This window comes from Synechococcus sp. CBW1006, assembly GCF_015840525.1.
GTDB lineage: Bacteria > Cyanobacteriota > Cyanobacteriia > PCC-6307 > Cyanobiaceae > CBW1002.
On record NZ_CP060396.1, the window covers coordinates 686926 to 706773 of the forward strand.

The window sequence follows — 19848 nt, forward strand, 5'->3', positions numbered from 1 at the left end:
CTTGGGAAGCTTCTCGATTGATCGGCCGAACCGCTTGCGCCGCTGTGGGTCTCCTATGCCTTCAGGCTTGGACGTGAGAAGGTCTGTGAGAAGCTTTCGCTCAGACGCCTGCCATCGATAGCTGATCTGCAAGCAGCGCGTAGCCCATGGCCCGATAGCCCCGCAGCCGTCGCTCCCACATCCGTTGCGTGATCGGATGGCCGAGATCGACCCAGTCGATGATTCGCACGCTTGTCTTGCCGCTCTGTTGCCGATGCAGGCGGCCGGCGTATTGCTGCAGTGTGCCTTTCCAGGACACGGGCATCGCCAGCAGCAGAGTGTTGAGTGGCGGATGGTCGAATCCTTCTCCCACCAGACGGCCTGTGGCCAGGACGATGCGGGGTTCGTTGAGAGGCAACGCCTCCAGCGCGGCAAGGGTGGTGCTGCGCTGGCGTGCGCTCAGCCGGCCATGCAAAAGGAATAGGTTCGGCACCTCCCCAGCCAGAGCGGTGGCGATCGTCGTGATGTGATCGGTGCGCTCGCTCAGGAGCAACAGATTGCGGCCGTCACCCCAGCAGGCGAGAGCCTCGTCCACGATCCGCTCGGTGCGGCGTGGGTCCTCCGCTAATCGGCGCATCAGCTCCTGGATCGGCAGATCGGTTGGCAGCCCCTCGAGCTGATGGGTGCGGCTCACCAGCTCCAGGATCTGGGGCGCTCCGGCAGGCCGCTGGGCGGTGTGGCGAATGGGGCCGCACTGCATGAACAAGATCGGCTGCAGACCGTCGCGGCGGACCAGGGTGGCGGACAGCCCCAGCACATAGCGGACCTTCACCTGCCTGAGGATCGTTTCAAAGGATGCCGCCGCGATGTGGTGGCACTCGTCAACGATCACCTGCCCGTAGCCCTGGACCACGGGATTCATCTCGCCTTTGCGCACCAGCGACTGCATCACAGCGATGTCGAGTTGCCCGGTGGGCTTGGCTTTGCCACCACCGATGCAACCGATCGCCTGAGGAGCGACATCCAGGAAGGCGTGGAGCCGCTCCTGCCATTGGCGCAGCAGCTCAGCCCGATGCACCAGCACCAGCACCAGGGTGTTCACACCCCGCCGGGCCAGGATCGCTGCTGCCACCACCGTTTTCCCGAAGGCCGTCGGCGCCTGCAGCACGCCGATGTCATGGTGCAGCACCGCCTCCACGGCGGTCTCCTGGTCAGCACGCAGTTGGTCCGTGAATACCAGCTCCAGCGGTGAGCCGTTCTGGCGTTCATCCACCAGTTCCCAGCCAATTCCCAGCTCCTGCAGCAGGGCCAGCGCCGGCTCCAGGCAACCCCGAGGCAGGGCAATGTGTTGGGGAAAGTTCTCGGCGCAGCCGATCACCCGCGGCTTGTCCCACACCGACAGGCGCATCGCCTGGGCTTTGTAGAAGGCCGGGTTGGCGAAGGCGGCGAGGCGGATCAGGCGATTGAGTAGTGGCTGCGGCAGGCCCGAGCGTTCCACATAGAGGCGATCAGCCAGGGTGAGCGTGAGGGAGGTGGGCAGCGGTCCCCTGATCGCTGGAGCCGCCTGATGCGGTTTCCATGGAGTCGCCAGGTCCTCCTCGTCGATGAACGTCAGATCAAGTGGATGGGCCCCGCCTGTGGCGCTCTGGATCAAGGTCTGCAGCCCGGCCACCGACAACCTCTGCAGGCTTGCCAGATAGGCCCACTGATCGGGATAGGGCTGCAGGTCGTCATCCACGAACACGCTGCAACCCCGCTGCCGGGCTTCCTTCTGCAGCGGCAGGGCGATCAGGTTGCCGAAGCCGCCTTTCGGCAGGGTGTCCTGGTTGGGAAACAGCCGGTCGTAGGAGCTCAACTGCAGCTGACGCGTGGCGTTACAGGTGTGGCTGATCAGGGCTGCCCCGAGCTGGCGAGCCTCCCGGGCCGGTACCGCCTCCTCGAAGAACACCCACGCGTGAGCACCTTCCCCGGAGCGGGAGATCTCCAGCGCTGCGGGCACTGCCAGCTCCCGACACGATTGCAGAAAGGCCCTGGCGTCGTCGCGCCAGTCCTGCTCATCGAAATCCACTGCCAACAGATGACAGGTGTCGTTCTCCAGCAGGGGGTAGAGGCCAATGGTGTGCTCGCCGGCCAGATGCCCGTAGATCGCCGCATCGGTGAGGGGCAGCAGCTTGCGGTGATGGCAGTCGCGGCAGCTGATCCTGGGCTTCTCGCAGATGCCTGGGCGCCACTCATTGGCGCAGGCCGGTGCATATCCCGAGCGCCCGCTGTTGTTGCTCTGCCAGCGCAGGGCATGCACGTCGTCGCGACCGCGGAACAGGCGCCGGAACAGCGCCACCTTCTCCTGCGTAGAACTGGGGCCGTTGGCAGGTGCTGCCTTCGAAATCGGCGCGGGTTCCGTTGGGTCAGGTCCGCCGGATCGCCAGGCGATGCCGTGGGCCTCCAGAAGCCCAATCAAGAAGGCGTTCTCCCGGCGCAGCTGGTTCAGCTCGGAGGGACTGGAGTCAGCCACGGCATGCGCTCACTCAGGCGAACCCAATGCCCAGCACCCCCAGTAGCGCTCGCTCCAGCTCCGCCAGTTCGTCCCCGCCGAGGGTGGTGAGGGGGCCGTCGCCAAGGCGGGAGCGATCCAGGGAGCGGAGCTGATCCGCCATGGCGAAGGAGTCGCAGAGCAGGCGGTCGCGGGCACGGATCGGGACCCGCAGCGCCCGGGTGCCAGGCCGGTCCTGGGTGGTGAGCGGCACCACGATCACCGTGGCCAGGCCGGCCTGGGTGATCGGATCGGCCTGAAGGATCACGACGGGACGCAGCTTTCCCACCTCCGCGCCCTGGTTGGGATTCAGACGCGCCACCCAGATCTCACCCCGACGCATCAGCGCCACCACGGTTGGGGGCTCGGTTGGCCGGTCAGCTCCCGGGAGGTCGTCTCCTCCGCCAACGCCAGAGCCTCGCAGTCGGCCGGCAGGAAATCTGCCGCCACATCCAGGCTTTCAGCGCGGGCTGAAGGATCCCTCACCAGCGCTTCGGCGGCGGCGACGAGCCCGGCCATGAAGCGCTGCTGCTCCCGGCGGCGCAGCAGCTCCTCCAGTGCCTCGCGGATCAGCTCCGAGCGGGGCTGGCCGCAGTGGAGGGCTTCCTCGCCCAGTCTGCGCTCCAGGTCCTGGGGGAGCCGAAGACTGAAGGCCGGCATGCAACATGAACAGATGATCTGTCATCCATTCTGTCATGCACGGCGTGATGCGCGCGGCCGGGTCCGTCGGTCGGCTTCAGCGCTGATCGGCACGCTGGTCGACAACATTGTGCTCCCGCTTGCCCACCGCCACGACAAGGACGAGGAGCTCATGGTCACGCACCTCGTAGACCAGACGGTACCCGGCGGCCCGCAACTTGATCTTGTAGCGGTTGGAGGATCCACGCAATTTGCTCGCGGGGATCCTGGGCTCAGTCAGCCGCCCGGCCAACTTGTTCCTGAACTGCTCCCGGATTCCTGGCGTCAGCTTCCGCCACTCCCGAAGGGCTTCCGGGTGAAAGGCCAGCTCAAAGAGCATCGAGGCTGACCCGCACAGGCTCCTGGCCGTCCGTCAGCCGGGCATCGGCGATGCGGCCCAGCTCCAGGTCGTCCACCAGATCCATCAGTTCTTCGTAAGCCCTGGCCGGCACGCAGTAGAAGGCCGGCTCGTTGCGGTTGAGCACCGCGACGGCCATTCCCTCTCCTGCCGCCACGGTGGCCATGGGGTTTTTCTTGTGTTCCGAGATGCTCACCGCTGTCTCGGTGAGTACGCGGTGGGCCATCACAGGGTCAGTCCGGGTCAGAACCGCATCTTGGGTCGCCAGTCAGGTCTCAGGTTCGGTCGATCCACGGCGACAACCCGGGGCGATCAAGGACGGTCAAATCAGGCCATGAAACGACCCGGAGGTGAGAAGCCCTGTGAGAAGGTTGAACCAATCGCGGCTATTACCTGTCATTCACAGTCAGCTTCTGGCGTGCTGCCAGCGAGTGCCAATCGCGATGATCGATTGAGGAACAACAAATTTTCAGGCCTGAACTGGTAAGCGGGTGACCGGACTCGAACCGGCGACGTTCAGCTTGGGAAGCTTCTCGATGGATTGGCCGAACTGCCTGCGCTGCGGTGAGTCTCGCAAGCCCTCAGGCTTGGATGTGAGAAGGTCCGTGAGAAGCTTTCGATGAGGTGATTGCCATTGATAGCTGATCTGCACGCAGCGCATAGCCCATGGCCCGATAGCCCCGCAGCCGCCGCTCCCACATCCGTTGCGGTACCGGATGGCCGAGATCAAGCCAGTCGATGATGCGCACGCTGGTTTTGCCAGCCTGCTGCCGATGCAGGCGGCCGGCGTATTGCTGCAATGTGCCCTGCCACGACACGGGCATGGCCAGCAGCAGCGTGTTGAGCGGCGGATGGTCGAAACCTTCACCCACCAGACGGCCGGTGGCCAGCACGATGCGGGGTGCATCAGGAGGTAACGCTTCCAGCGCGGCCAGGGTGGCGCTGCGCTGGCGTGCGCTCAGCCGCCCATGCAACAGGAACAGGTTTGCCACCCTGTCAGCCAGAGCGGCGGCGATCGTCGTGATGTGATCGGTGCGCTCGCTCAGGAGCAACAAACGGTGGCCGTCACCCCAGCAGGCGAGAGCCTCCTCCACGATCCGCTCGGTGCGGCGTGGGTCTTCCGCCAAGCGGCGCATCAGCTCCTGGATCGGCAGATCGGTTGGCAGCCCCTCGAGCTGATGGGTGCGGCTCACCAGTTCCAGGGTCTGGGGCGCTCCGGCAGGCCGCTGGGCGGTGTGGCGAATGGGGCCGCACTGCATGAACAGGATCGGCTGCAGACCGTCGCGGCGCACCAGGGTGGCCGACAGCCCCAGCACGTAGCGGGCCTTCACCTGGCGCAGGATGGCCTCAAAGGACGCCGCCGCGATGTGGTGGCATTCGTCGACAATCACCTGCCCGTAGCTCTGCACCAAGGGATTCACCTCGCCCTTGCGCACCAGCGACTGCATCACGGCGATGTCGAGTTGGCCGGTGGGCTTGGCTTTGCCTCCACCGATGCAACCGATCGCCTCGGGAGCGACATCCAGAAAGGTGTGGAGCCGCTCCTGCCATTGGCGCAGCAGATCCGCCCGATGCACCAGCACCAGGGTGTTCACACCCCGCCGGGCCAGGATCGCTGCCGCCACCACCGTTTTCCCGAAGGCCGTCGGTGCCTGCAGCACGCCGATGTCATGGCGCAGCATCGCTTCGACGGCGGCCTCCTGGTCAGCGCGCAGCTGGCCCGTGAACGCCATCTCCAGCGGTGAGCCGTTCTGACGTTCATCCACCAGCTCCCAGCTGATCCCCTGCTCCTGCAGCAGGGTCTGCACGGGTTCCAGGCAGCCCCGAGGCAGGGCAATGTGCTGAGGAAAGTTCTCGGCGCAGCCGATCACCCGCGGTTTGTCCCACACCGACAGTCGCATCGCCTGGGCCTTGAAGAAGGCCGGGTTGGCGAAGGCGGCGAGGCGAATCAGGCGATTGAGTAGTGGCTGCGGTAGGCCCAAGCGCTCCACATAGAGGCGATCAGCCAGGGTGAGCGTGAGGGAGGTGGGCAGCGGTCCCCTGAGCCGCGAAAGCGGCACCGCTGCCTTCCATGGAGTCGCCATGTCCTCCTCGTCGATGAACGCCAGATCGAGAGGATGGGCACCGCACGTGGCGCTCTGGATCAAGGTCTGCAGCCCCGCCACAGGCAACCTCTGCAGGGTTGCCAGATAGGCCCACTGATCGGGATAGGGATGCAGGTCGTCATTCACGAACACGCTGCAACCCCGCTGCCGGGCTTCCTTCTGCAGCGGCAGGGCGATCAGGTTGCCGAAGCCCCCCTTGGGCATGCTGTCCTGATTGGGGAAGAGCCGGTCGTAGGAGCTCAGCTGCAATTGATATGACGCAGCGCAGGTGTGGCTGATCAGGGCTGCCCCGAGTTGACGGGCCTCTCGGGCCGGTACCGCCTCCTCGAAGAACACCCACACGTGGGCGCCCTCTCCGGAACGGGAGATCTCCAGGGCCGCTGGCACGCCCAGCTGCCGGCAGGAGCCCAGAAAGGCCCGGGCGTCATCACGCCAGTCCTGCTCGTCAAAGTCGACGGCCAGCAGGTGGCAGTGGTCGTTCTCCAGCAGGGGGTAGAGGCCGATGGTGTGGTCTCCGGCCAGATGGCCGTAGATCGCCGCATCGCTGAGCGGCAATAGCTCCCGGTGGCTGCAGTCGCGGCACGCCACACGAGGCTTCTCGCAGATCCCCGGCTTCCATTCATTCGCACAGGCCGGCCCATACCCCGAGCGCCCGCTGCTGTTGCTCTGCCAGCGCAGGGCATGCACGTCGTCGCGACCGCGGAACAGGCGCCGGAACAGCGCCACCTTCTCCCGCGTGGAACTGGGGCCGTTGGCAGGTGCTGCCTGCGAAATCGGCGCGGGTTCCGTTGGGGCAGGGCCGCCGGATCGCCAGGCGATGCCGTGGGCCTCCAGAAGCCCAATCAAGCGGGCGTTCTCCCGGCGCAGCTGATCCAGCTCGGGGTGCATCGAGTCGGCCATGAGGCAGGGCCTCAGCGCTGGGCAGTTTGTCGGTAGACAGCATTACGCTCCCGCTTGCCAACCGCCACAACCAGCACCAGCAGCTCGTGCTCACGCACCTCGTAGACGAGGCAGTACCCGGAGGCACGACATTTGATGTTGTAGCGGTTGGAGGATCTACGCAATTTGCTCGCGGGGATCCTGGGCTCAGTCAGCCCTGGCACCTGGCGGCATGGACATAGCGGCTAGCAGATCCTCTGGAACCCGGCCGTTGTCGACGTGGTGCGGGAGCTGGGCTGATGGAGAACCAGACGACCCCACCCCGTCTGGTCGTCACCGGGTCTGGGTGACGACCGCCGAGGCATGCGCTGCCCTGGGCATAAGCCGCGAAACACTCCGCCAGCTGCGGCTGCACCCAAGGCCGGGGGCCCCTGCAGTGGCAACTCGAGAACGTGGAAGCCAGGATCACCGGCTGGAGCCGGCGGCATCTACAGCCCAGAATGCCACAAGTCGGACGTAGAGTCATGTCTCTACAGGCGGCCGTGATCGGCCGCAGATGCTCCTTGACACAGTCCAGGCCTCAGGATCGCTCAGCTGATGCTGGCCAGCACTTCCCGCAGGCGATCCGCCGCTGGGGGAACAGCCTGGCGGTCAGGCTCCCGGCCGATTGCCTGCGTCAGGCCGGACTGCAGGAAGGCGATCAGATCGACATCGTCGTTGGAGCTGATGGCCGCCTGAGCCTGGAGCCTCTGCGCAAGCTGGATCGCTCTGTCCTGGCCGCTGATCTGCGCCAGCTTCAGGCCACCATGCCTCTCACCCCTTCGGTGATCGAGGAATGCCGCGGCGGTGAACGCTGGTGACGCTGAGCCCTCGATGATCTATCTCGACACCAGCGTGGTGGTGGCTCTGCTGACCCCGGAAGAACGCAGTGCCCAAGCGCTCGACTGGTTTGCGGAATCCCGCGACTTCCTGATCAGCAGCGACTGGCTGATCACCGAGACCCACAGCGCCCTGGGGATCAAGCAGCGCCATCACGGCCTCAGTTCTGAAGTACGCCAGGCCGCTGGGGAGCAGTTCGAGCGCCTGCTGCAGGGCGGTGTGGAACTTCGCTCCCTCGATCGCGACCGCTTTCATCAGTCGGTGGCCTCGCGCAGCCGCTGCACCCATCTGCCCAGCTTCGATAGCTGGATGCAGCAGGCTGCAGCTGCCCTCGGGATGATGTCAGCACTGGAGTAAATCAACAATACGAAGCGGAGCCTCCAGAGGAAACTCGAAGTCAGAGGGCAGCAAGACTGACCTGCAACGGCTCTTGCCCGTCCGCCAGGCGAGCATCAGCGAGGCGATTCAGCTCCACGTCTTCAACCAGCCCAGCTCTTCGGGCCACTCTGCATCGCGGCAATGAAACTTGGGCTTCCCCTGGAAGCCCGACAAGGAGAAGCCGAGCGAGATCACCGTTCGTCTCGAGTCAAGGTGCCTCAGTTTCAGCGGCGCCATGGCTCCCTGTCCGAGGGTCCCCGCATCGTCGATCAGAAAAAGCAGCACTTGGATGGCGCGGCCATCGGCAACGGCTCCAACGTGGTCGTCATATTCAACATCTACGGTTGGGACGGAGAGAAAGGCTGTGGCATGACCTTCCAGCTACGCGTAGTTCAGGTGTTTGAGTTCGTGCCCTACGAGCAGGACGATCCAGCCGATGGCTTCGATGAGCTCGATGGGTACAAGACGGGCAGTTCTCCCCAGCACACTTCCTCTTCATTCTCTTGCCGCTTGTCGATGTGGGTCTTTGGCGGATACCCACATCCTGAATAGATTGGCTTTTTGTGTCGATCTTAGGCCAAACCTTTCACCCCCAGCGATGGCTCCAGCCGATTGGTAACACCTAGGAAGCGAGTCTTCACGGCTTGATTCAGAAGCAACCCCTTCGATTCATTAAAGGCTCCAATGTGATCGCCGGCCAAGGAAGCAATAAGGCGGCTCAGGCCGCCTAAGTGACTTTCAGGATCAACAGGCTGTGAGAGGGCAGTCAAGCAACGGCTTGAAGCCGTTCGATGATCTGATGTCTAAGAACAAGGCTAGCATTTCTGACCTGTGCTTCGTCGATGGTGATTAACTGGCGATCACGCATCAACACACGGCCATTCACTAATAAATCGCAGACATCATTGGCCTTGGTGGCATAGACCAGAGCCGAATAGATACTACTTAGAGGAACCTGGTCGATCGCTTCCATTTCCAGCACAACGACATCCGCCCGCTTGCCCACTTCCAGAGAGCCGATCTGGGCTTCCAGATGCAGGGCTCTCGCCCCGCGGATCGTAGCGAGCTCAAACGCTTGCTGTGCGGAGACCACCTTGGGATCAGCCGTGATCAACTTGTGCAGCTTGGCTGCCGTGTCAATTTCCTCCCAGAGGCTAAGATCATTATTGGAGGCCGAGCCATCAGTGCCTAGTCCAACCGCCATATCCCGCGACAGCATCTGCGGTAGCGGTGCTACACCGGAGGCGAGCTTCATGTTCGACTGAGGGTTATGCACCACGCCGACGCCATGGTGGGCCAGCATATCGAGTTCATGGGCTTCTGCCCAGACGACATGAGCCGCCACCATGTGCTCGCTGAGCACCCCGAGGCGCGCCAGATGTTCCACGGGTCTGGCCCCCTTGAGCCGCAGGCTCTCTGAAACCTCATGGCGGCTTTCCGCCAGGTGAATGATCAGCGGGCAATCGCGTTCAAGGGCGAATCGGTGAGCCTCGATCAGATGCTCATCTCCCACGGTGTAGGGGGCATGCGGGGCGATCGCCGGAGTGATCAGGGCATGACCCTGCCAGCGCTCCACGAAGCGATGGATGGTGTTGAGCGCCGTGGCATGGTCGGCGGCGTCGGGAGCTGGGAAGTCAATCAGAGCTTGCCCAAGCAGACCGCGCAGCCCGGCGGCTGCCACCTCCTCGGCTACGGCCATTTCGTAGTAATACATGTCGCAGACGGTGGTGATACCGCCGCGAATCAGCTCAGCGAGTCCGAGGCGTGTGCCGCAGCGCACGAAGGCTTCATCCACGTTCATCGCTTCGGCAGGGAAGATCGTGTGTTGCAGCCAGTCGTCGAGGTCCTGGTCATCCGCCAGGCCACGGAACAGAGTCATCGGCAGATGGGCATGGCCATTGATCAGCCCTGGAATGACGGCGCGCCCGATGGCATCGATGCGCTGCTGGGGGCTGCAGCTCGCTTCGACGGATGCACGCTCCCCGACGGCAACGATTCTGCCTGCCTTAATGGCCACGGCCCCATCGGCAATGACGCGTCGATGAATATCCATGGTGACGACGATGCCACCTGAAATGAGGGTGTCGACGGATTGCTGATTACTCATGATCAGGAGCACCTTTAATCCAATTATAGACCTTATCGCGACCCATGGCTTGTTCTAGCAAAGCACGCACAAACGCAGCGCTGGCATAAGAGCAATAATCATGCCAGTCATCTTTTTTTCTGAATCAGCGAAATCGCAGACGCCTTTTACGACCAGTGGAATAATGGAGCGTGAATACGTGCTACACATCGAGGCGGCGAGTGCAAGACCATAAGACTCCATGTCGATGGCCAGCAGAGAATGCTCCTTGCATTTAAGCTGGTCGATATAGGATTTGTCTTTGATCACCTGTGGGCCGCAAGCCATCGAACCATAATGAATGATTGGTTTCGAATCAGATGGCATCGGGTGGCCAAAGTCTACCGGAATCTGCTCCTGCAGAACGTGAGTATCCGTGACCGACGTCAGAAAATCAAGAACCCATGGCGGTGTTGAGATGCGATTCTGCACCGGAATCAGTTCCCCATCCCTGAGCTGGCCACTGGAGTGCTCAAAACATTGGCTGACTATGACCAGATCTCCCAGATTCACGGATCCTCTGACGCCAGCACAGATGCCGGTCATCAAAGCCAATCTCGGCTTCCAAATGCACATAGCCTTGGTGGCGGTGATGGCCGCGCTGGTCAGCCCTTTTTCTTGCTGACGGAGTGCAACAATCCTTACCTTTCGCAGGGCTCGCTTCACATCGCAGACCATGTAGGATGTCCCGTGACGTGCTTGGCGTGTAAACTCAACTCCGAATATTCTCTGGAGCCACTTTAGCTCTTCATGCAGGCCAGTCATTATCAGGATGTCGGCACATTCTTGCGAAGGATCGTAATCCAGTTGTGAATCTACTTGCTTCGCGGGTGACATTGTTTTGCTTTGATGAGAGCACAGGATTGTGGTTGTAACGCCTAAAGGATATGCATTGCGGCAATCTTAAAATTTACGGTGTTCATCTTGGCAAGTCTTGCCGAGAATTCGTCTGCTGTCAGCTGCGTAGGTATGGCGTCGGCTTCGACAAAGTCCATGTAGCCGCCGACGACGCCATTCGGTTGGCTGTCGACCCGAGAGGTACGCGTTCTGAGACGTTGAGATCCGGGCGGCTGAGCAGAAGCCAACTGAGATCATGCACTACCGCGGCCGCATCGCGATCAGTCAACTAGACTTGACTCATTCAGCGGTGTCCGTGCCGGATGGTGGGTGCGTTTAATGTCCGGGTGCGCGCTAGCTTTCATTCATCTTTGCCGTATCTGATCTCCCTGTTGGTGGCGGTGGTCCTCAACCTGGGGCTGCGGCTGCGCATCATCGAGCATGTGCTGCGGGTTCAAGACAATAGCCACTGGTTGCTGCTGCTCATCCAGCGCAGCCTGTTGATGGTGTTTTCAGCCTTTTTTCTGGCGTTCTGTGGTCTAGTGCTGCTGCGTGTGCTCCCAGTCTGGCGCCGGGGAGCTGCTCTTGCCAGGCGTCAGCTGGGCCGGATGGTGCAGTTGGCCTCCGGAATGGCTGTTGCTAATCTGCTTTCCGAGAATCTGGCGATCTATCGGGTCAATCTGTCTTCCTATACGTTGCTGATGGATTCGTTGATGCTCTATTTGAGCATCTGCCTCATTTTTCTGTTCTGGTACTGGTTCGTCGATAATCTGCCGCGTCGTCGCGGTCTGCTTTGGGAGCAGCGGCATGCTGAGTCAGGGACACTCAGCATGCCTTACGGAATCGTGTTTCCAGAGGAAACTCTGGAGCGCGAGCTATCGCAGTCGGATCGGTGGCAGCCGGGCTTCGTGGACTACGCCTATTTCGCCATCTTGAGCAGCAATTGCTTTGGGCCTCCAGAGGGGCATCTGCTGGTGGGACGGTCAATCAAGCTACTCCAAATTGCGCATGACATTGCTATGATTGTCGTGTTTATTGTGATTCTGGCCAGGGCAATTAATACGCTGGCTTGATGTAATTTCTATGGACTTCTTGTGGGCCCCTGTTTAACCGGTGTGATCAGGCGCCTCTGCTGCGCTTGCGGCCTCACCCCCCCTGTGTCAGCTGAACAACCTGCTGAGACAGAGCACTAAGTTCCTCCAGATTCCCGATACACTCAATTTTATTCCTGGCAGTGATGCGTTTGAATCATCCCAAGCAGCTACCGGAGGGAATTGTTGTGCTGACCGGCGGCAGCCGTGGAATCGGTCATGAGCTCGTTAAGCTTTTCCTTGGCTCCGGACGGGGGGTGGTTGCGCTCTCGCGACAGCCTTGCGCCGATGCCGAGAATCTCATTCCACTGGGCGTGGACCTCAGCCACGAGGCAGGGCTTGGCGCTGCTGTAGAGCAGCTGAATCTCGCTCTTGATGGCCGACCGGTGGCGGCTCTTGTGAATGGAGCAGGAGTTGTTGAGCCGCTTGGAGCTCTTGTACGCCAGTCCGCGTCTGATTTGCTGCGGGCGCTCTGCCTTATGGCCGTGGCTCCGGCGCAGTTGGCTGCCGCTATTGCGCCTCTGATGTCTTCAGGCGGCCGGATTCTCAACTTGTCCAGTCGATCAGCGCAGTCCACCTTGCCGGGTCTGGGTGCCTACTGCATGAGTAAGCAGGCGCTGCATGCAGTCACAGAAAGCCTGCGGCATGATCTGGGTCCGGGGATCGTGGTGGCTGAGTTGATTCCTGGTGAGGTGGACACTGGCATGCAGGCTAGCCTGCGCGATCCGGATCCTGAAGAGTTCCCCCTCGCTCCCTTCTTTCGAGGCAACCGCATCAACCTGATTCCAAGTGATGTGGCGGCACAGTTCTGCTATTGGGTGTTGACTCAGACCACAGCAGAAGCGTTCAACCGAGCCCAGCCATGGTGCATCTACGAGAGAGAGTATCAGCCGCTTTGGCTGGCTGAGGGAGCAGACTTTCCCTATGCAGCTCCATGAACCGAAGGGTTTGATCGGGAGCCCGGAAATTGTGCGGCTCGCCAATGGCATGGTGCCTCTAACGATGGAGCCGTCACGATGTTGGGCGACGGTTTTCTGTCATCATTTCCAAGATATGCTTGATGAAGTTATGAGTCTACTTTGTGTTTTCCCAGGTTTTGTGTTCACATGCCGGGTAGGAGGCTTCACACTTGCTTCTTGCCAATCAGGTTGTCAGTAGCCTCTAGTGGGTGCTTCAGTCTCCTGGCTGGAGGCCTTCCTGATAACACGCGGTACCCCGAGCATGGCGGATCTCGGCCAGTCATCCGCTGTGGCTGATTTGCATGCTGGCTGATCAAGCCCTTGATCGGCATATTTCCACCTTCTGCCAGTTGTATACCTACGAGGGATGGCCCTCGGAGACGCCGGAGCAGTTGCTGCTGGCCTTGGGCCTCTGGATCTGGCGGGTGCGTCCCCCGGGTTTGTCTGCCCAGATCTTCGCCAGTCCCTCGAGCACTTGCTGCCAGGGTCGCGGCCGGTGAGCGCATCGTTCTGGCCCGTCATGGCAAGCCCATCGCCCAGCTGGTGCCCCTCGATCCCAGCCCGCGCCGGCAACTCGGATTCCTGCAGGGAAGCGTGGATGAGGCGTTCTCGGGCCCCCTGCCCGACGACGAGCTGGAGCGCTGGGGCTCATGAAGCTGCTGCTCGACACCCATGTGCTGCTCTGGGCTCTGTTGGAGCCTCAGAAGCTCTCCTTGGAGTTGCGCAACTCCCTGGAGGACAGTGACAACACGCTCGTCGTCAGCACCGCCTTCGCCTGGGAGATCGCGACCAAGTGCAGGCTGGGAAAACTGCAACACGCCCGTTCCGTCGTTGAGAATTACGCCATGGCCCTCCATCGTCTGGCGGATGTCGATCTGCCGCTCAGCTGTGCCGTGGCTCGGCGGGCCGGCCTCTGCGATGAGCCACTGCATCAACGGAAGCACCCACCAGATGTAGAGTTGTGTATCTACAGCGAGGGGATTCTGTGACTTCTTCCGGGCCTCAGGGCTCTTCCCCGGATCCAGGTAGGCACTTCCAGCAGGCGATCCGCCGCTGGGGCAACAGCCTGGCCGTTCGGCTCCCCACGGATTGCCTGCGTCAGGCCGGCCTGCGGGAAGGCGATCAGATCGAGATCGTGGTTGGCCCTGATGGCCGACTGAGCCTGGAGCCTCTGCGCAAGCTGGATCGCTCTGTCCTGGCCGCTGATCTGCGCCAGCTTCAGGCCACCATGCCTCTCACCCCTTCGGTGATCGAGGAATGCCGCGGCGGTGAACGCTGGTGACGCTGAGCCCTCGATGATCTATCTCGACACCAGCGTGGTGGTGGCTCTGCTGACCCCGGAAGAACGCAGTGCCCAAGCGCTCGACTGGTTTGCGGAATCCCGCGACTTCCTGATCAGCAGCGACTGGCTGATCACCGAGACCCACAGCGCCCTGGGGATCAAGCAGCGCCATCACGGCCTCAGTTCTGAAGTACGCCAGGCCGCTGGGGAGCAGTTCGAGCGCCTGCTGCAGGGCGGTGTGGAACTTCGCTCCCTCGATCGCGACCGCTTTCGCCAGGCAGCGGATCTGCTCCAGGATCCGGGGCTCGGCCTGCGCCCGGGTGACGCCTTGCATCTGGCGGTGGCGCTGCACAGCCGTTGCACCCATCTGGCCAGCTTCGATAGTCGGATGCAGCAAGCCGCGACTGCCCTCGGGATGAGGCCGGCACTGGAGTAAGCCAACAATCCGAGGCAGGGCCTGCAGAGGAAAGCCGACGTCAGAGGGCATCAAGGCTGACCTGCACCGGCTCGTGCCCATCCGCCAGGCGAGCATCAGCGAGGCGATTCAGCTTCAGCTCTTCCACCAGGTCCATCAGTTCCTCGTAGGTCTTGGCCGGCACGCAGTAGAACGCTGGTTCGTTGCGGTTGAGCACAGCCACGGCCATCCCATCTCCCGCTGCCACGGTGGCCATGGGGTTCTTCTTGTGCGCCGAGATGCTCACGGCGATCTCGGTCAACACGCGATGCGCCATGGACAACCCAGCTCAGCTCTTCGGTCCAGTCTGAATCGCGGTATGGGGCCCTGAGCAACCCTCAGGGGCTGGGCCGGACTGGGCCCAGGCGTTCGAGAAGGCGGAGGCAGTGATCCTCATGCCGCCAGAAAACGCTGCTCCGCCTTGGCGAAGGCGTCATCGACCACGTCATCTCCGCACCAGCGGCTGTAAGCCGCCAGGTGGGTCTGCACGCTGTGGCCCATCGCCGCGGCCACGACCTTGGGTGGCAGGTCGCAGATCACGTGCGCCCGGTGGGCGTAGCCGTGACGGCAGGAGTAAGGAACGAGTTTCTCGCCCTTGGCCTCGTAGTCCTGACGGAGCTTGTTCCAGAGAGGGCGTCGGTGCAGATACTGCCTGATGTCGTTTCCTGCGAAGCCCACTCGCATGGGTGGAAGCCGGTCGGGGGCGTACTGCTCGGCGAGTTGCCACTGGGTAGCCCAGTCATCACAGGGCAGCAGCCTCAGGGCGCGGGGTGCGGGGCTTGGTCTTGCCGCGTGAGGCCACCTTTTCATAGGTGCACCAGAGGCGGCCATCACGGAGCTGAAGGTGGTGCAGTTCCTCAGGGCGCAATCCGTAGGCCGCCATCAACTGGAAGTCAAAACGCCAGCGAGGATCAGGGAGTGCATCCACCAGAGCCAGGATGTCCTCCACCTGCAGGGGTGTTGTGATGGCTTGTGGGGTCCTGGAGCGCCCCACATAGGTCGCAAGATTCTGCGGGGGATCCCATTCCTCGCCCAGCCGCTCCTCCTCACGGGCCCAGCGCAGCAGGGCAGTGGTGCATTGCATCTGGATCTGGCGGGTGCGGCCTCCCGGTTTGTCCGCCCAGATCTTTGCCAGCCCCTCAAGCAACTGCTTGGCGTTCTGCGGTGGAGCGGGCATCGCCATGGCTCCCAGCACGTGCTTCATGTGGTGGCGATAGACCCGTTCCCAGGTCGAGCCCTTGATCTCACCGCTGATCAGCTTGTAGTCGCGAAAGGCTTCGATCAGCTCGGACCAGTCCTCAATCGAGAGGGCTGCGGCAGGAGCGCTGAGCTTTGAGCCACCACCAGTGCTGGTGGACAAGCCTAGAGCTTCTGCAGCTGATCTCGCACCGGTTCCAGCATGGTGCGGCCGGTGGATGCGAGTTACGCAGAGATCCGGATCAACGCCCTTCTGAAATTCATCAAACACATAGACAACGTATGCGTTCAGGGGTCGGGACGCCCCACCGCACGAATGCAAGCCTGATCGCTCACCGCTGAGCGATCAGAGACTCTTCCTTGTCCTTTCTTCTGCCTTCAGGGATCGCTCAGCAGTGACGGCATCACCCCATCGCGGTGATGGGCGATCCAGGCCTGCTCCAGGAACTCCCAGACATCCCGCCCCTGTTGCCTGAGGGTAGTGGTGACCGTGAGCAGGCGGCTCCGGCAGATCGCACCTTGGCGGGATTGGACTCCTTGACTGATCTTGCGCTGAATCACCGATTGGCGCAGGGCACGTTCTGCGGCGTTGTTGGTGGGCTCTATTCCCTCGTTCTCCAGGAAGGTCCACAACCCACCTGTCACCTTCTGGAGCTGCTGGCACGTGCGCACTGTGCTGGCCCAAGGCGTTCGCTCGCCGCGCTGGTAGCCGAGCTCTACTACCCGCTGCAGCGTGGTCTCAAAGGTCTGGCGGATCGGCCGGCAGCTTTGCTGCAAGGCGGGCCAGTCAATCTTTCCCTCCTTGTAGCGGTGCCAGTGGCCAAACAGCTGCTGCTGCAGGCCCAGCAGCTGGGCTCCGAATTCAGCGCTGGCGCCCGGGCGTTCGGCGATGGCCGTCAGGTCGCGGATCAGGTGCGCCCAGCACAGCTGGCGCTGCTTGGTGGGCAGGTGGTTGTAGGCCGAGAAGCGATCGCTCACCACAATCCCGCCAAAGGCGTTCCCCAGCAGCTCGATGGCAGCGGTCGTCGATCGACTCAGCCCTTGCACAAATACCGTCACCACGGCGGTGACCATGACCCACTGCCAGCCCCGCTTTCCAGTGGGATTGTTGCCGTCGGCATTGCCGGTGGGGGCGCCAGTTTCATCTACGTAGGCCACCGGCTGCACGCGGGCAAAAGCAAGGGCCTCCTGCATGGGCTGCTCCAGTGCTGCACTCAAGCGCTGGCGGACCCGTGCAATCGCGCCGCGGCTCATCTCCACTCCTACCAGCTGCTGGAGCAGGGCCTGGGTCTTGCTGAAACTCAACGGAAAGGCACTGCCCAGCAGGCCCACCAGTGCACTGAGCCTTGGGCCGTAGTGACTGGCCTCCACATCCGCCGGCAACGAGGCGCAGGTGCTGGTGGAACAGCAGGGGCAGACCAGGCGATGCAGCCGGTGCTCGATCACCAGCGGGGTAATCGGCGGGATCTCGATCACCTGATGGCGCAGGGGATCGAGATCCTCTCCCTGGAGCAAGGTGCCACAGCGGCGGCAGGCATCAGGGTGGTGATCCACCACCTGATCCACCCGCTCGATCGACAGCAGCTCTGGTCCGGATCCGGGATGGCCCTGCTGGCCGCCCCGCTTGCGGCCACTGCCCTTGCGCCGTTCTGGCGGCTTAAAACCCAGACCATCACTGGAGGGAGGTTTGGATGAGTTGCGAGAGCTGCGTCCGATCCGCTCACGCAGGTTTGCCAACTCGGTGGCCAAGGAGGTGAGTTGGCCGCGCAACAGCTCGATCTCCTGCTGCTGGGCGTTGATCAGCGCTCTGACGCTGGCGGGAGTTTCCAGCCAGTCGGCTTCTGGAATTCCAGCCGGATGTGCGGTCATCACAGGCGGGTCTCTACCTGAGATGCAACCGGAAATCAAGCTGTCGTCAAGGGTTCAGCAGGGCCGATGTTCGCCGCGAGCTGTCACGCCCCCTGAACGGATACTAGACAACTGCATCCCGAATTTCATCGACCTGATCGCATTGCCATGGAATGGGGAGCACGGTTCGGAACGTCCCCTCCCATTCACGGGTCGGCGCCATGTGAGACGTTTGGTGAGATGTTTGGGCCTACACCCTGGCACGGCCTGTCAGGCGCGGTCAGCCGCTGGAATTCCTAAAGCCAGTGCCTGACTGGCTTCTCGGGAGATTTTCAAGGCCTGGACTAGAAGCGGGTGACCGGATTCGAACCGGCGACGTTCAGCTTGGGAAGCTTCTCGATTGATGGGCTGAACTGACTGTGCCGCAGTCAGTCTCATGCTCCTTCATCCTTGGATGTGAGAAGGTCTGTGAGAAGGTTTCGACCAGGCTCTTGCCATCGATAGCTGATCTGCAAGCTGCGCATAGTCCATGGCCCGATGGCCCCGCAGCCGTCGCTCCCACATCCGTTGCGGCACGGGGTGGCTGAGATCGAGCCAGCCGATGGTGCGCGCGCTGGTTTTGTCAGCCTGCTGCCGCTGCATGAGCCCCAGGCCGGCGTTGGATCCTGCAGATCCAGGCCTGCACGCCCTCCAGCCCACCCATCCACGCCTGCCCCTCTCGGGCTGCGTGGGGGTCCTGATAGAGGGCGATCACGCTGCCATCGCCGCCCGCTCCGCTGAACTTCGCCCCCAGCGCTCCGCCCGCCTTCAACCCTTGCACGGCCCGCGCCAGGGCCGGGGCGTGCAAGGGCTGGCAGCAGCGCAGCCATGTGGTCATAGGCCTGCTGACAGCGATCCATCGCCCGCCCGAGGCCCGTGGCCTCGCCGCCACGCAGGGCCACCGCTCCTTGTTCGGCTTCAGCGGCAAAGGTGGCCAAGGCTGCCCGCACGGCCGCAACCGCCTGGGGATCCAGGTCTGACGCTGCCTGGCCGCGTGCGTGGTCTTGCAACGCCTGCAGGATGGCGTCTGTGTTTCGCGGTGCTGCAAAAGAGGCCACAACCAGATGCAGGGTCTGCGCCGGCTGGATCGTTGTGATCGACACGGCTCCGTCGTTCCCCCAGCGCAGCAGGATCGGTTCGCGCGACACGCAGGCGATCGGATCGAGGGGGCCACAGGCCACGCCGAGCAGATCCCGTTCCACATGGGTGGCCAGCGCCGCCAGCTCCCGACCCTCCAGGCGGCAGCCGGCGTGCCGGACCAGGGCATCCAGCACGGCCACACAGAACGCCGCCGATGACGACAACCCCCTCCCGGCGGGGAGATCGGCTTCCACCGTGAGCTGCACGGCAGGGATGGCAATCTGCCTTGCTCGCAGCGCTGCGGCGGCTGCCGGTACGAACCGCAGGGCACCTCCTGCGGGATCGACGCCGCCATCGATGGGCCAGTGCCCCTCCAGTGTCTGGCCCTCAAGCGTTGTCTTCAGGTGCAGGCCGCGTTCGGCGGGATTGGCGTTCACCCGGATGCCCTGCTCCAGGGGCACCGTCAGGCTGGCTCCTCCCCACCAGTCGCAGTGTTCACCCAGCAGGCAGGCACGACCAGGAACGCGAACGGTCTGCGACATCGTGCGGTTCTCCGGTTTCTCTGTGATAACCCTGGTCCATGCTCGTCGTGCCGGCGATGCCGCGGCCTTCCCCCGGTGAGGATGCCGCCTACCAGCGACATCCCATGGCCACCCTGCTCACCCACCGGCTGCAGCTGGTCACCGCCGGCCCGTTCCGCTGCCACGACATCACCGCCGCGCTTCAGGCCCTTGGTGGAGCGCGCCGATTTGGGTGACGGCCTGCTGGTGGCGGCCGGGCAGCACACCACCACCCGTCGGGTTTCGGCGGCACTGGTGGTGAACGAGAACGAGGAGCGGCTGCTGGCCGATATCGAACGCTTCTTCCTGGAGCTGGTTCCGGCCGATCGGCCCTGGCTGCACAACGATCTGCACCTGCGGCCCGACATCGCCCCGGATGAGCCGCGCAACGCCCACAGCCACCTGATCGCCCTGCTGTTGGGCAACCACCTCAGCCTGCCGGTGGTGGCGGGTCGGCTGGGGCTGGGGGGTTACCAGGCGGTGCTGTTGGTGGGGCTTGATGGCCCGCGCCAGCGGGAGGTACTGGTGCAGCTGTGGGGCTGAGCGCCAGGTTGTCCGGGCGGTGGCGTTTCGCCATGCTCGTCTCCGCT

The 19848-nt window shown here is 62.9% G+C and carries 24 protein-coding genes and 1 pseudogene; 10 read left to right on the plus strand and 15 right to left on the minus strand.

Going from position 1 to position 19848, the window contains the following annotated elements; all coding sequences use genetic code 11:
* Nucleotides 1-100 precede the first annotated feature (100 nt).
* From H8F26_RS03255 to H8F26_RS03285, 7 genes are all read right to left on the minus strand, one after another.
* Nucleotides 101-2491: a DEAD/DEAH box helicase family protein gene (locus tag H8F26_RS03255; protein ID WP_231605436.1), complete on the minus strand. Its 2391-nt coding sequence runs from the start codon at nucleotides 2489-2491 to the stop codon at nucleotides 101-103.
* A gap of 13 nt (nucleotides 2492-2504) precedes the next feature.
* Complete coding sequence (locus H8F26_RS03260; protein WP_197157423.1) at nucleotides 2505-2852, minus strand: type II toxin-antitoxin system PemK/MazF family toxin; 348 nt, start codon at nucleotides 2850-2852, stop codon at nucleotides 2505-2507.
* Nucleotides 2852-3169 carry a ribbon-helix-helix protein, CopG family gene (locus H8F26_RS03265; RefSeq protein ID WP_197157425.1) on the minus strand — a complete coding sequence of 106 codons (318 nt, stop codon included), beginning with the start codon at nucleotides 3167-3169 and terminating at the stop codon, nucleotides 2852-2854. Before H8F26_RS03265 ends, H8F26_RS03260 begins: the two co-directional genes overlap by 1 nt.
* 76 nt (nucleotides 3170-3245) lie before the next feature.
* Nucleotides 3246-3527 (minus strand): type II toxin-antitoxin system RelE/ParE family toxin, encoded by a 282-nt coding sequence (locus H8F26_RS03270; RefSeq protein ID WP_197157427.1) that lies wholly within the window; start codon nucleotides 3525-3527, stop codon nucleotides 3246-3248.
* Nucleotides 3517-3771, minus strand: coding sequence for a type II toxin-antitoxin system Phd/YefM family antitoxin (locus H8F26_RS03275; protein WP_197157429.1), 255 nt, complete (start codon nucleotides 3769-3771; stop codon nucleotides 3517-3519). Before H8F26_RS03275 ends, H8F26_RS03270 begins: the two co-directional genes overlap by 11 nt.
* Nucleotides 3772-4126: 355 nt before the next feature.
* The gene (locus H8F26_RS03280) at nucleotides 4127-6550 is read right to left on the minus strand and encodes a DEAD/DEAH box helicase family protein (RefSeq protein WP_231605437.1); all 2424 of its coding nucleotides are present in this window, start codon (nucleotides 6548-6550) and stop codon (nucleotides 4127-4129) included.
* An 11-nt stretch (nucleotides 6551-6561) separates the two neighbouring features.
* Entirely contained in the window at nucleotides 6562-6714 is a 153-nt protein-coding gene (locus H8F26_RS03285; protein WP_231605438.1) for a type II toxin-antitoxin system RelE/ParE family toxin, read from the minus strand.
* A 378-nt stretch (nucleotides 6715-7092) separates the two neighbouring features.
* On the opposite strand from H8F26_RS03285, the gene H8F26_RS03290 reads away from it, so the two are divergent.
* The 3 genes from H8F26_RS03290 to H8F26_RS03300 all read left to right on the plus strand — a co-directional run bounded on the left by H8F26_RS03290 (nucleotide 7093) and on the right by H8F26_RS03300 (nucleotide 8338).
* A complete protein-coding gene (locus H8F26_RS03290; protein WP_231594931.1) occupies nucleotides 7093-7389 on the plus strand; it encodes an AbrB/MazE/SpoVT family DNA-binding domain-containing protein in 297 nt (98 codons plus the stop codon).
* Between the two features lie 13 nt (nucleotides 7390-7402).
* Nucleotides 7403-7765, plus strand: coding sequence for a type II toxin-antitoxin system VapC family toxin (locus H8F26_RS03295; protein WP_197157435.1), 363 nt, complete (start codon nucleotides 7403-7405; stop codon nucleotides 7763-7765).
* Between the two features lie 162 nt (nucleotides 7766-7927).
* The gene (locus H8F26_RS03300; RefSeq protein WP_197157437.1) at nucleotides 7928-8338 is read left to right on the plus strand and encodes a hypothetical protein; all 411 of its coding nucleotides are present in this window, start codon (nucleotides 7928-7930) and stop codon (nucleotides 8336-8338) included.
* 214 nt (nucleotides 8339-8552) lie between these two features.
* On the opposite strand, the gene H8F26_RS03305 is transcribed toward H8F26_RS03300, so the two are convergent.
* The gene (locus tag H8F26_RS03305; protein ID WP_197157439.1) at nucleotides 8553-9893 is read right to left on the minus strand and encodes an amidohydrolase family protein; all 1341 of its coding nucleotides are present in this window, start codon (nucleotides 9891-9893) and stop codon (nucleotides 8553-8555) included.
* 54 nt (nucleotides 9894-9947) lie between these two features.
* The gene (locus H8F26_RS03310; RefSeq protein ID WP_197157441.1) at nucleotides 9948-10748 is read right to left on the minus strand and encodes a hypothetical protein; all 801 of its coding nucleotides are present in this window, start codon (nucleotides 10746-10748) and stop codon (nucleotides 9948-9950) included.
* 323 nt (nucleotides 10749-11071) lie between these two features.
* Between H8F26_RS03310 and H8F26_RS03315 the strand changes: the two genes are divergently transcribed.
* The 5 genes from H8F26_RS03315 (at nucleotide 11072) to H8F26_RS03340 (ending at nucleotide 14516) form a co-directional block, all read left to right on the plus strand.
* A complete protein-coding gene (locus tag H8F26_RS03315) occupies nucleotides 11072-11821 on the plus strand; it encodes a hypothetical protein (protein ID WP_197157443.1) in 750 nt (249 codons plus the stop codon).
* A gap of 164 nt (nucleotides 11822-11985) precedes the next feature.
* A complete protein-coding gene (locus H8F26_RS03320) occupies nucleotides 11986-12777 on the plus strand; it encodes an SDR family oxidoreductase (RefSeq protein ID WP_197166680.1) in 792 nt (263 codons plus the stop codon).
* A 671-nt stretch (nucleotides 12778-13448) separates the two neighbouring features.
* Nucleotides 13449-13787 (plus strand): type II toxin-antitoxin system VapC family toxin, encoded by a 339-nt coding sequence (locus H8F26_RS03330; RefSeq protein WP_197157447.1) that lies wholly within the window; start codon nucleotides 13449-13451, stop codon nucleotides 13785-13787.
* Nucleotides 13784-14080 (plus strand): AbrB/MazE/SpoVT family DNA-binding domain-containing protein, encoded by a 297-nt coding sequence (locus H8F26_RS03335; RefSeq protein WP_197157448.1) that lies wholly within the window; start codon nucleotides 13784-13786, stop codon nucleotides 14078-14080. The genes H8F26_RS03330 and H8F26_RS03335 overlap by 4 nt, the downstream gene beginning before the upstream one ends.
* Before the next feature lie 13 nt (nucleotides 14081-14093).
* Nucleotides 14094-14516, plus strand: a complete 423-nt coding sequence (locus H8F26_RS03340) for a type II toxin-antitoxin system VapC family toxin (RefSeq protein WP_197157450.1) — start codon at nucleotides 14094-14096, stop codon at nucleotides 14514-14516.
* A 40-nt stretch (nucleotides 14517-14556) separates the two neighbouring features.
* Here H8F26_RS03340 and H8F26_RS03345 read toward each other — a convergent pair whose 3' ends face one another.
* From H8F26_RS03345 to H8F26_RS20060, 6 genes and pseudogenes are all read right to left on the minus strand, one after another.
* On the minus strand, nucleotides 14557-14811 hold the full coding sequence (locus H8F26_RS03345; RefSeq protein ID WP_197157451.1) for a type II toxin-antitoxin system Phd/YefM family antitoxin: 255 nt from the start codon (nucleotides 14809-14811) through the stop codon (nucleotides 14557-14559).
* A 116-nt stretch (nucleotides 14812-14927) separates the two neighbouring features.
* Nucleotides 14928-15218, minus strand: a complete 291-nt coding sequence (locus H8F26_RS03350) for a hypothetical protein (protein ID WP_197157453.1) — start codon at nucleotides 15216-15218, stop codon at nucleotides 14928-14930.
* A 58-nt stretch (nucleotides 15219-15276) separates the two neighbouring features.
* A complete protein-coding gene (locus H8F26_RS03355; protein ID WP_197157455.1) occupies nucleotides 15277-15894 on the minus strand; it encodes a hypothetical protein in 618 nt (205 codons plus the stop codon).
* A 215-nt stretch (nucleotides 15895-16109) separates the two neighbouring features.
* Nucleotides 16110-17600 (minus strand): IS66 family transposase, encoded by a 1491-nt coding sequence (locus tag H8F26_RS03360; RefSeq protein WP_197153750.1) that lies wholly within the window; start codon nucleotides 17598-17600, stop codon nucleotides 16110-16112.
* Nucleotides 17601-18201: 601 nt separating this feature from the next.
* A complete protein-coding gene (locus H8F26_RS20055) occupies nucleotides 18202-18885 on the minus strand; it encodes a hypothetical protein (protein WP_370594731.1) in 684 nt (227 codons plus the stop codon).
* Nucleotides 18821-19240 (minus strand): annotated as a pseudogene (locus H8F26_RS20060) (galactokinase family protein); the annotation flags it as partial. The gene H8F26_RS20055 and the pseudogene H8F26_RS20060, both read right to left, overlap by 65 nt.
* 38 nt (nucleotides 19241-19278) lie before the next feature.
* Between H8F26_RS20060 and H8F26_RS19195 the strand changes: the two are divergent.
* Nucleotides 19279-19455, plus strand: a complete 177-nt coding sequence (locus H8F26_RS19195; RefSeq protein ID WP_231598167.1) for a hypothetical protein — start codon at nucleotides 19279-19281, stop codon at nucleotides 19453-19455.
* Nucleotides 19433-19801, plus strand: a complete 369-nt coding sequence (locus H8F26_RS03370; RefSeq protein ID WP_231598168.1) for a secondary thiamine-phosphate synthase enzyme YjbQ — start codon at nucleotides 19433-19435, stop codon at nucleotides 19799-19801. Before H8F26_RS19195 ends, H8F26_RS03370 begins: the two co-directional genes overlap by 23 nt.
* The last annotated feature ends 47 nt before the right edge of the window (nucleotides 19802-19848 follow it).

Coding starts and splice junctions, on each gene's coding strand:
- H8F26_RS03260 (WP_197157423.1), bottom strand. CDS start 2,852: ATGCGTCGGGGTGAGATCTGGGTGGCGCGTCTGAATCCCAACCAGGGC.
- H8F26_RS03265 (WP_197157425.1), bottom strand. CDS start 3,169: ATGCCGGCCTTCAGTCTTCGGCTCCCCCAGGACCTGGAGCGCAGACTG.
- H8F26_RS03270 (WP_197157427.1), bottom strand. CDS start 3,527: ATGCTCTTTGAGCTGGCCTTTCACCCGGAAGCCCTTCGGGAGTGGCGG.
- H8F26_RS03275 (WP_197157429.1), bottom strand. CDS start 3,771: ATGGCCCACCGCGTACTCACCGAGACAGCGGTGAGCATCTCGGAACAC.
- H8F26_RS03280 (WP_231605437.1), bottom strand. CDS start 6,550: ATGGCCGACTCGATGCACCCCGAGCTGGATCAGCTGCGCCGGGAGAAC.
- H8F26_RS03295 (WP_197157435.1), top strand. CDS start 7,403: ATGATCTATCTCGACACCAGCGTGGTGGTGGCTCTGCTGACCCCGGAA.
- H8F26_RS03300 (WP_197157437.1), top strand. CDS start 7,928: ATGAAACTTGGGCTTCCCCTGGAAGCCCGACAAGGAGAAGCCGAGCGA.
- H8F26_RS03305 (WP_197157439.1), bottom strand. CDS start 9,893: ATGAGTAATCAGCAATCCGTCGACACCCTCATTTCAGGTGGCATCGTC.
- H8F26_RS03310 (WP_197157441.1), bottom strand. CDS start 10,748: ATGTCACCCGCGAAGCAAGTAGATTCACAACTGGATTACGATCCTTCG.
- H8F26_RS03315 (WP_197157443.1), top strand. CDS start 11,072: ATGGTGGGTGCGTTTAATGTCCGGGTGCGCGCTAGCTTTCATTCATCT.
- H8F26_RS03320 (WP_197166680.1), top strand. CDS start 11,986: ATGCGTTTGAATCATCCCAAGCAGCTACCGGAGGGAATTGTTGTGCTG.
- H8F26_RS03330 (WP_197157447.1), top strand. CDS start 13,449: ATGAAGCTGCTGCTCGACACCCATGTGCTGCTCTGGGCTCTGTTGGAG.
- H8F26_RS03340 (WP_197157450.1), top strand. CDS start 14,094: ATGATCTATCTCGACACCAGCGTGGTGGTGGCTCTGCTGACCCCGGAA.
- H8F26_RS03345 (WP_197157451.1), bottom strand. CDS start 14,811: ATGGCGCATCGCGTGTTGACCGAGATCGCCGTGAGCATCTCGGCGCAC.
- H8F26_RS03350 (WP_197157453.1), bottom strand. CDS start 15,218: ATGCGAGTGGGCTTCGCAGGAAACGACATCAGGCAGTATCTGCACCGA.
- H8F26_RS03360 (WP_197153750.1), bottom strand. CDS start 17,600: ATGACCGCACATCCGGCTGGAATTCCAGAAGCCGACTGGCTGGAAACT.
- H8F26_RS20055 (WP_370594731.1), bottom strand. CDS start 18,885: ATGCCCTGGTCCGGCACGCCGGCTGCCGCCTGGAGGGTCGGGAGCTGG.
- H8F26_RS19195 (WP_231598167.1), top strand. CDS start 19,279: ATGCTCGTCGTGCCGGCGATGCCGCGGCCTTCCCCCGGTGAGGATGCC.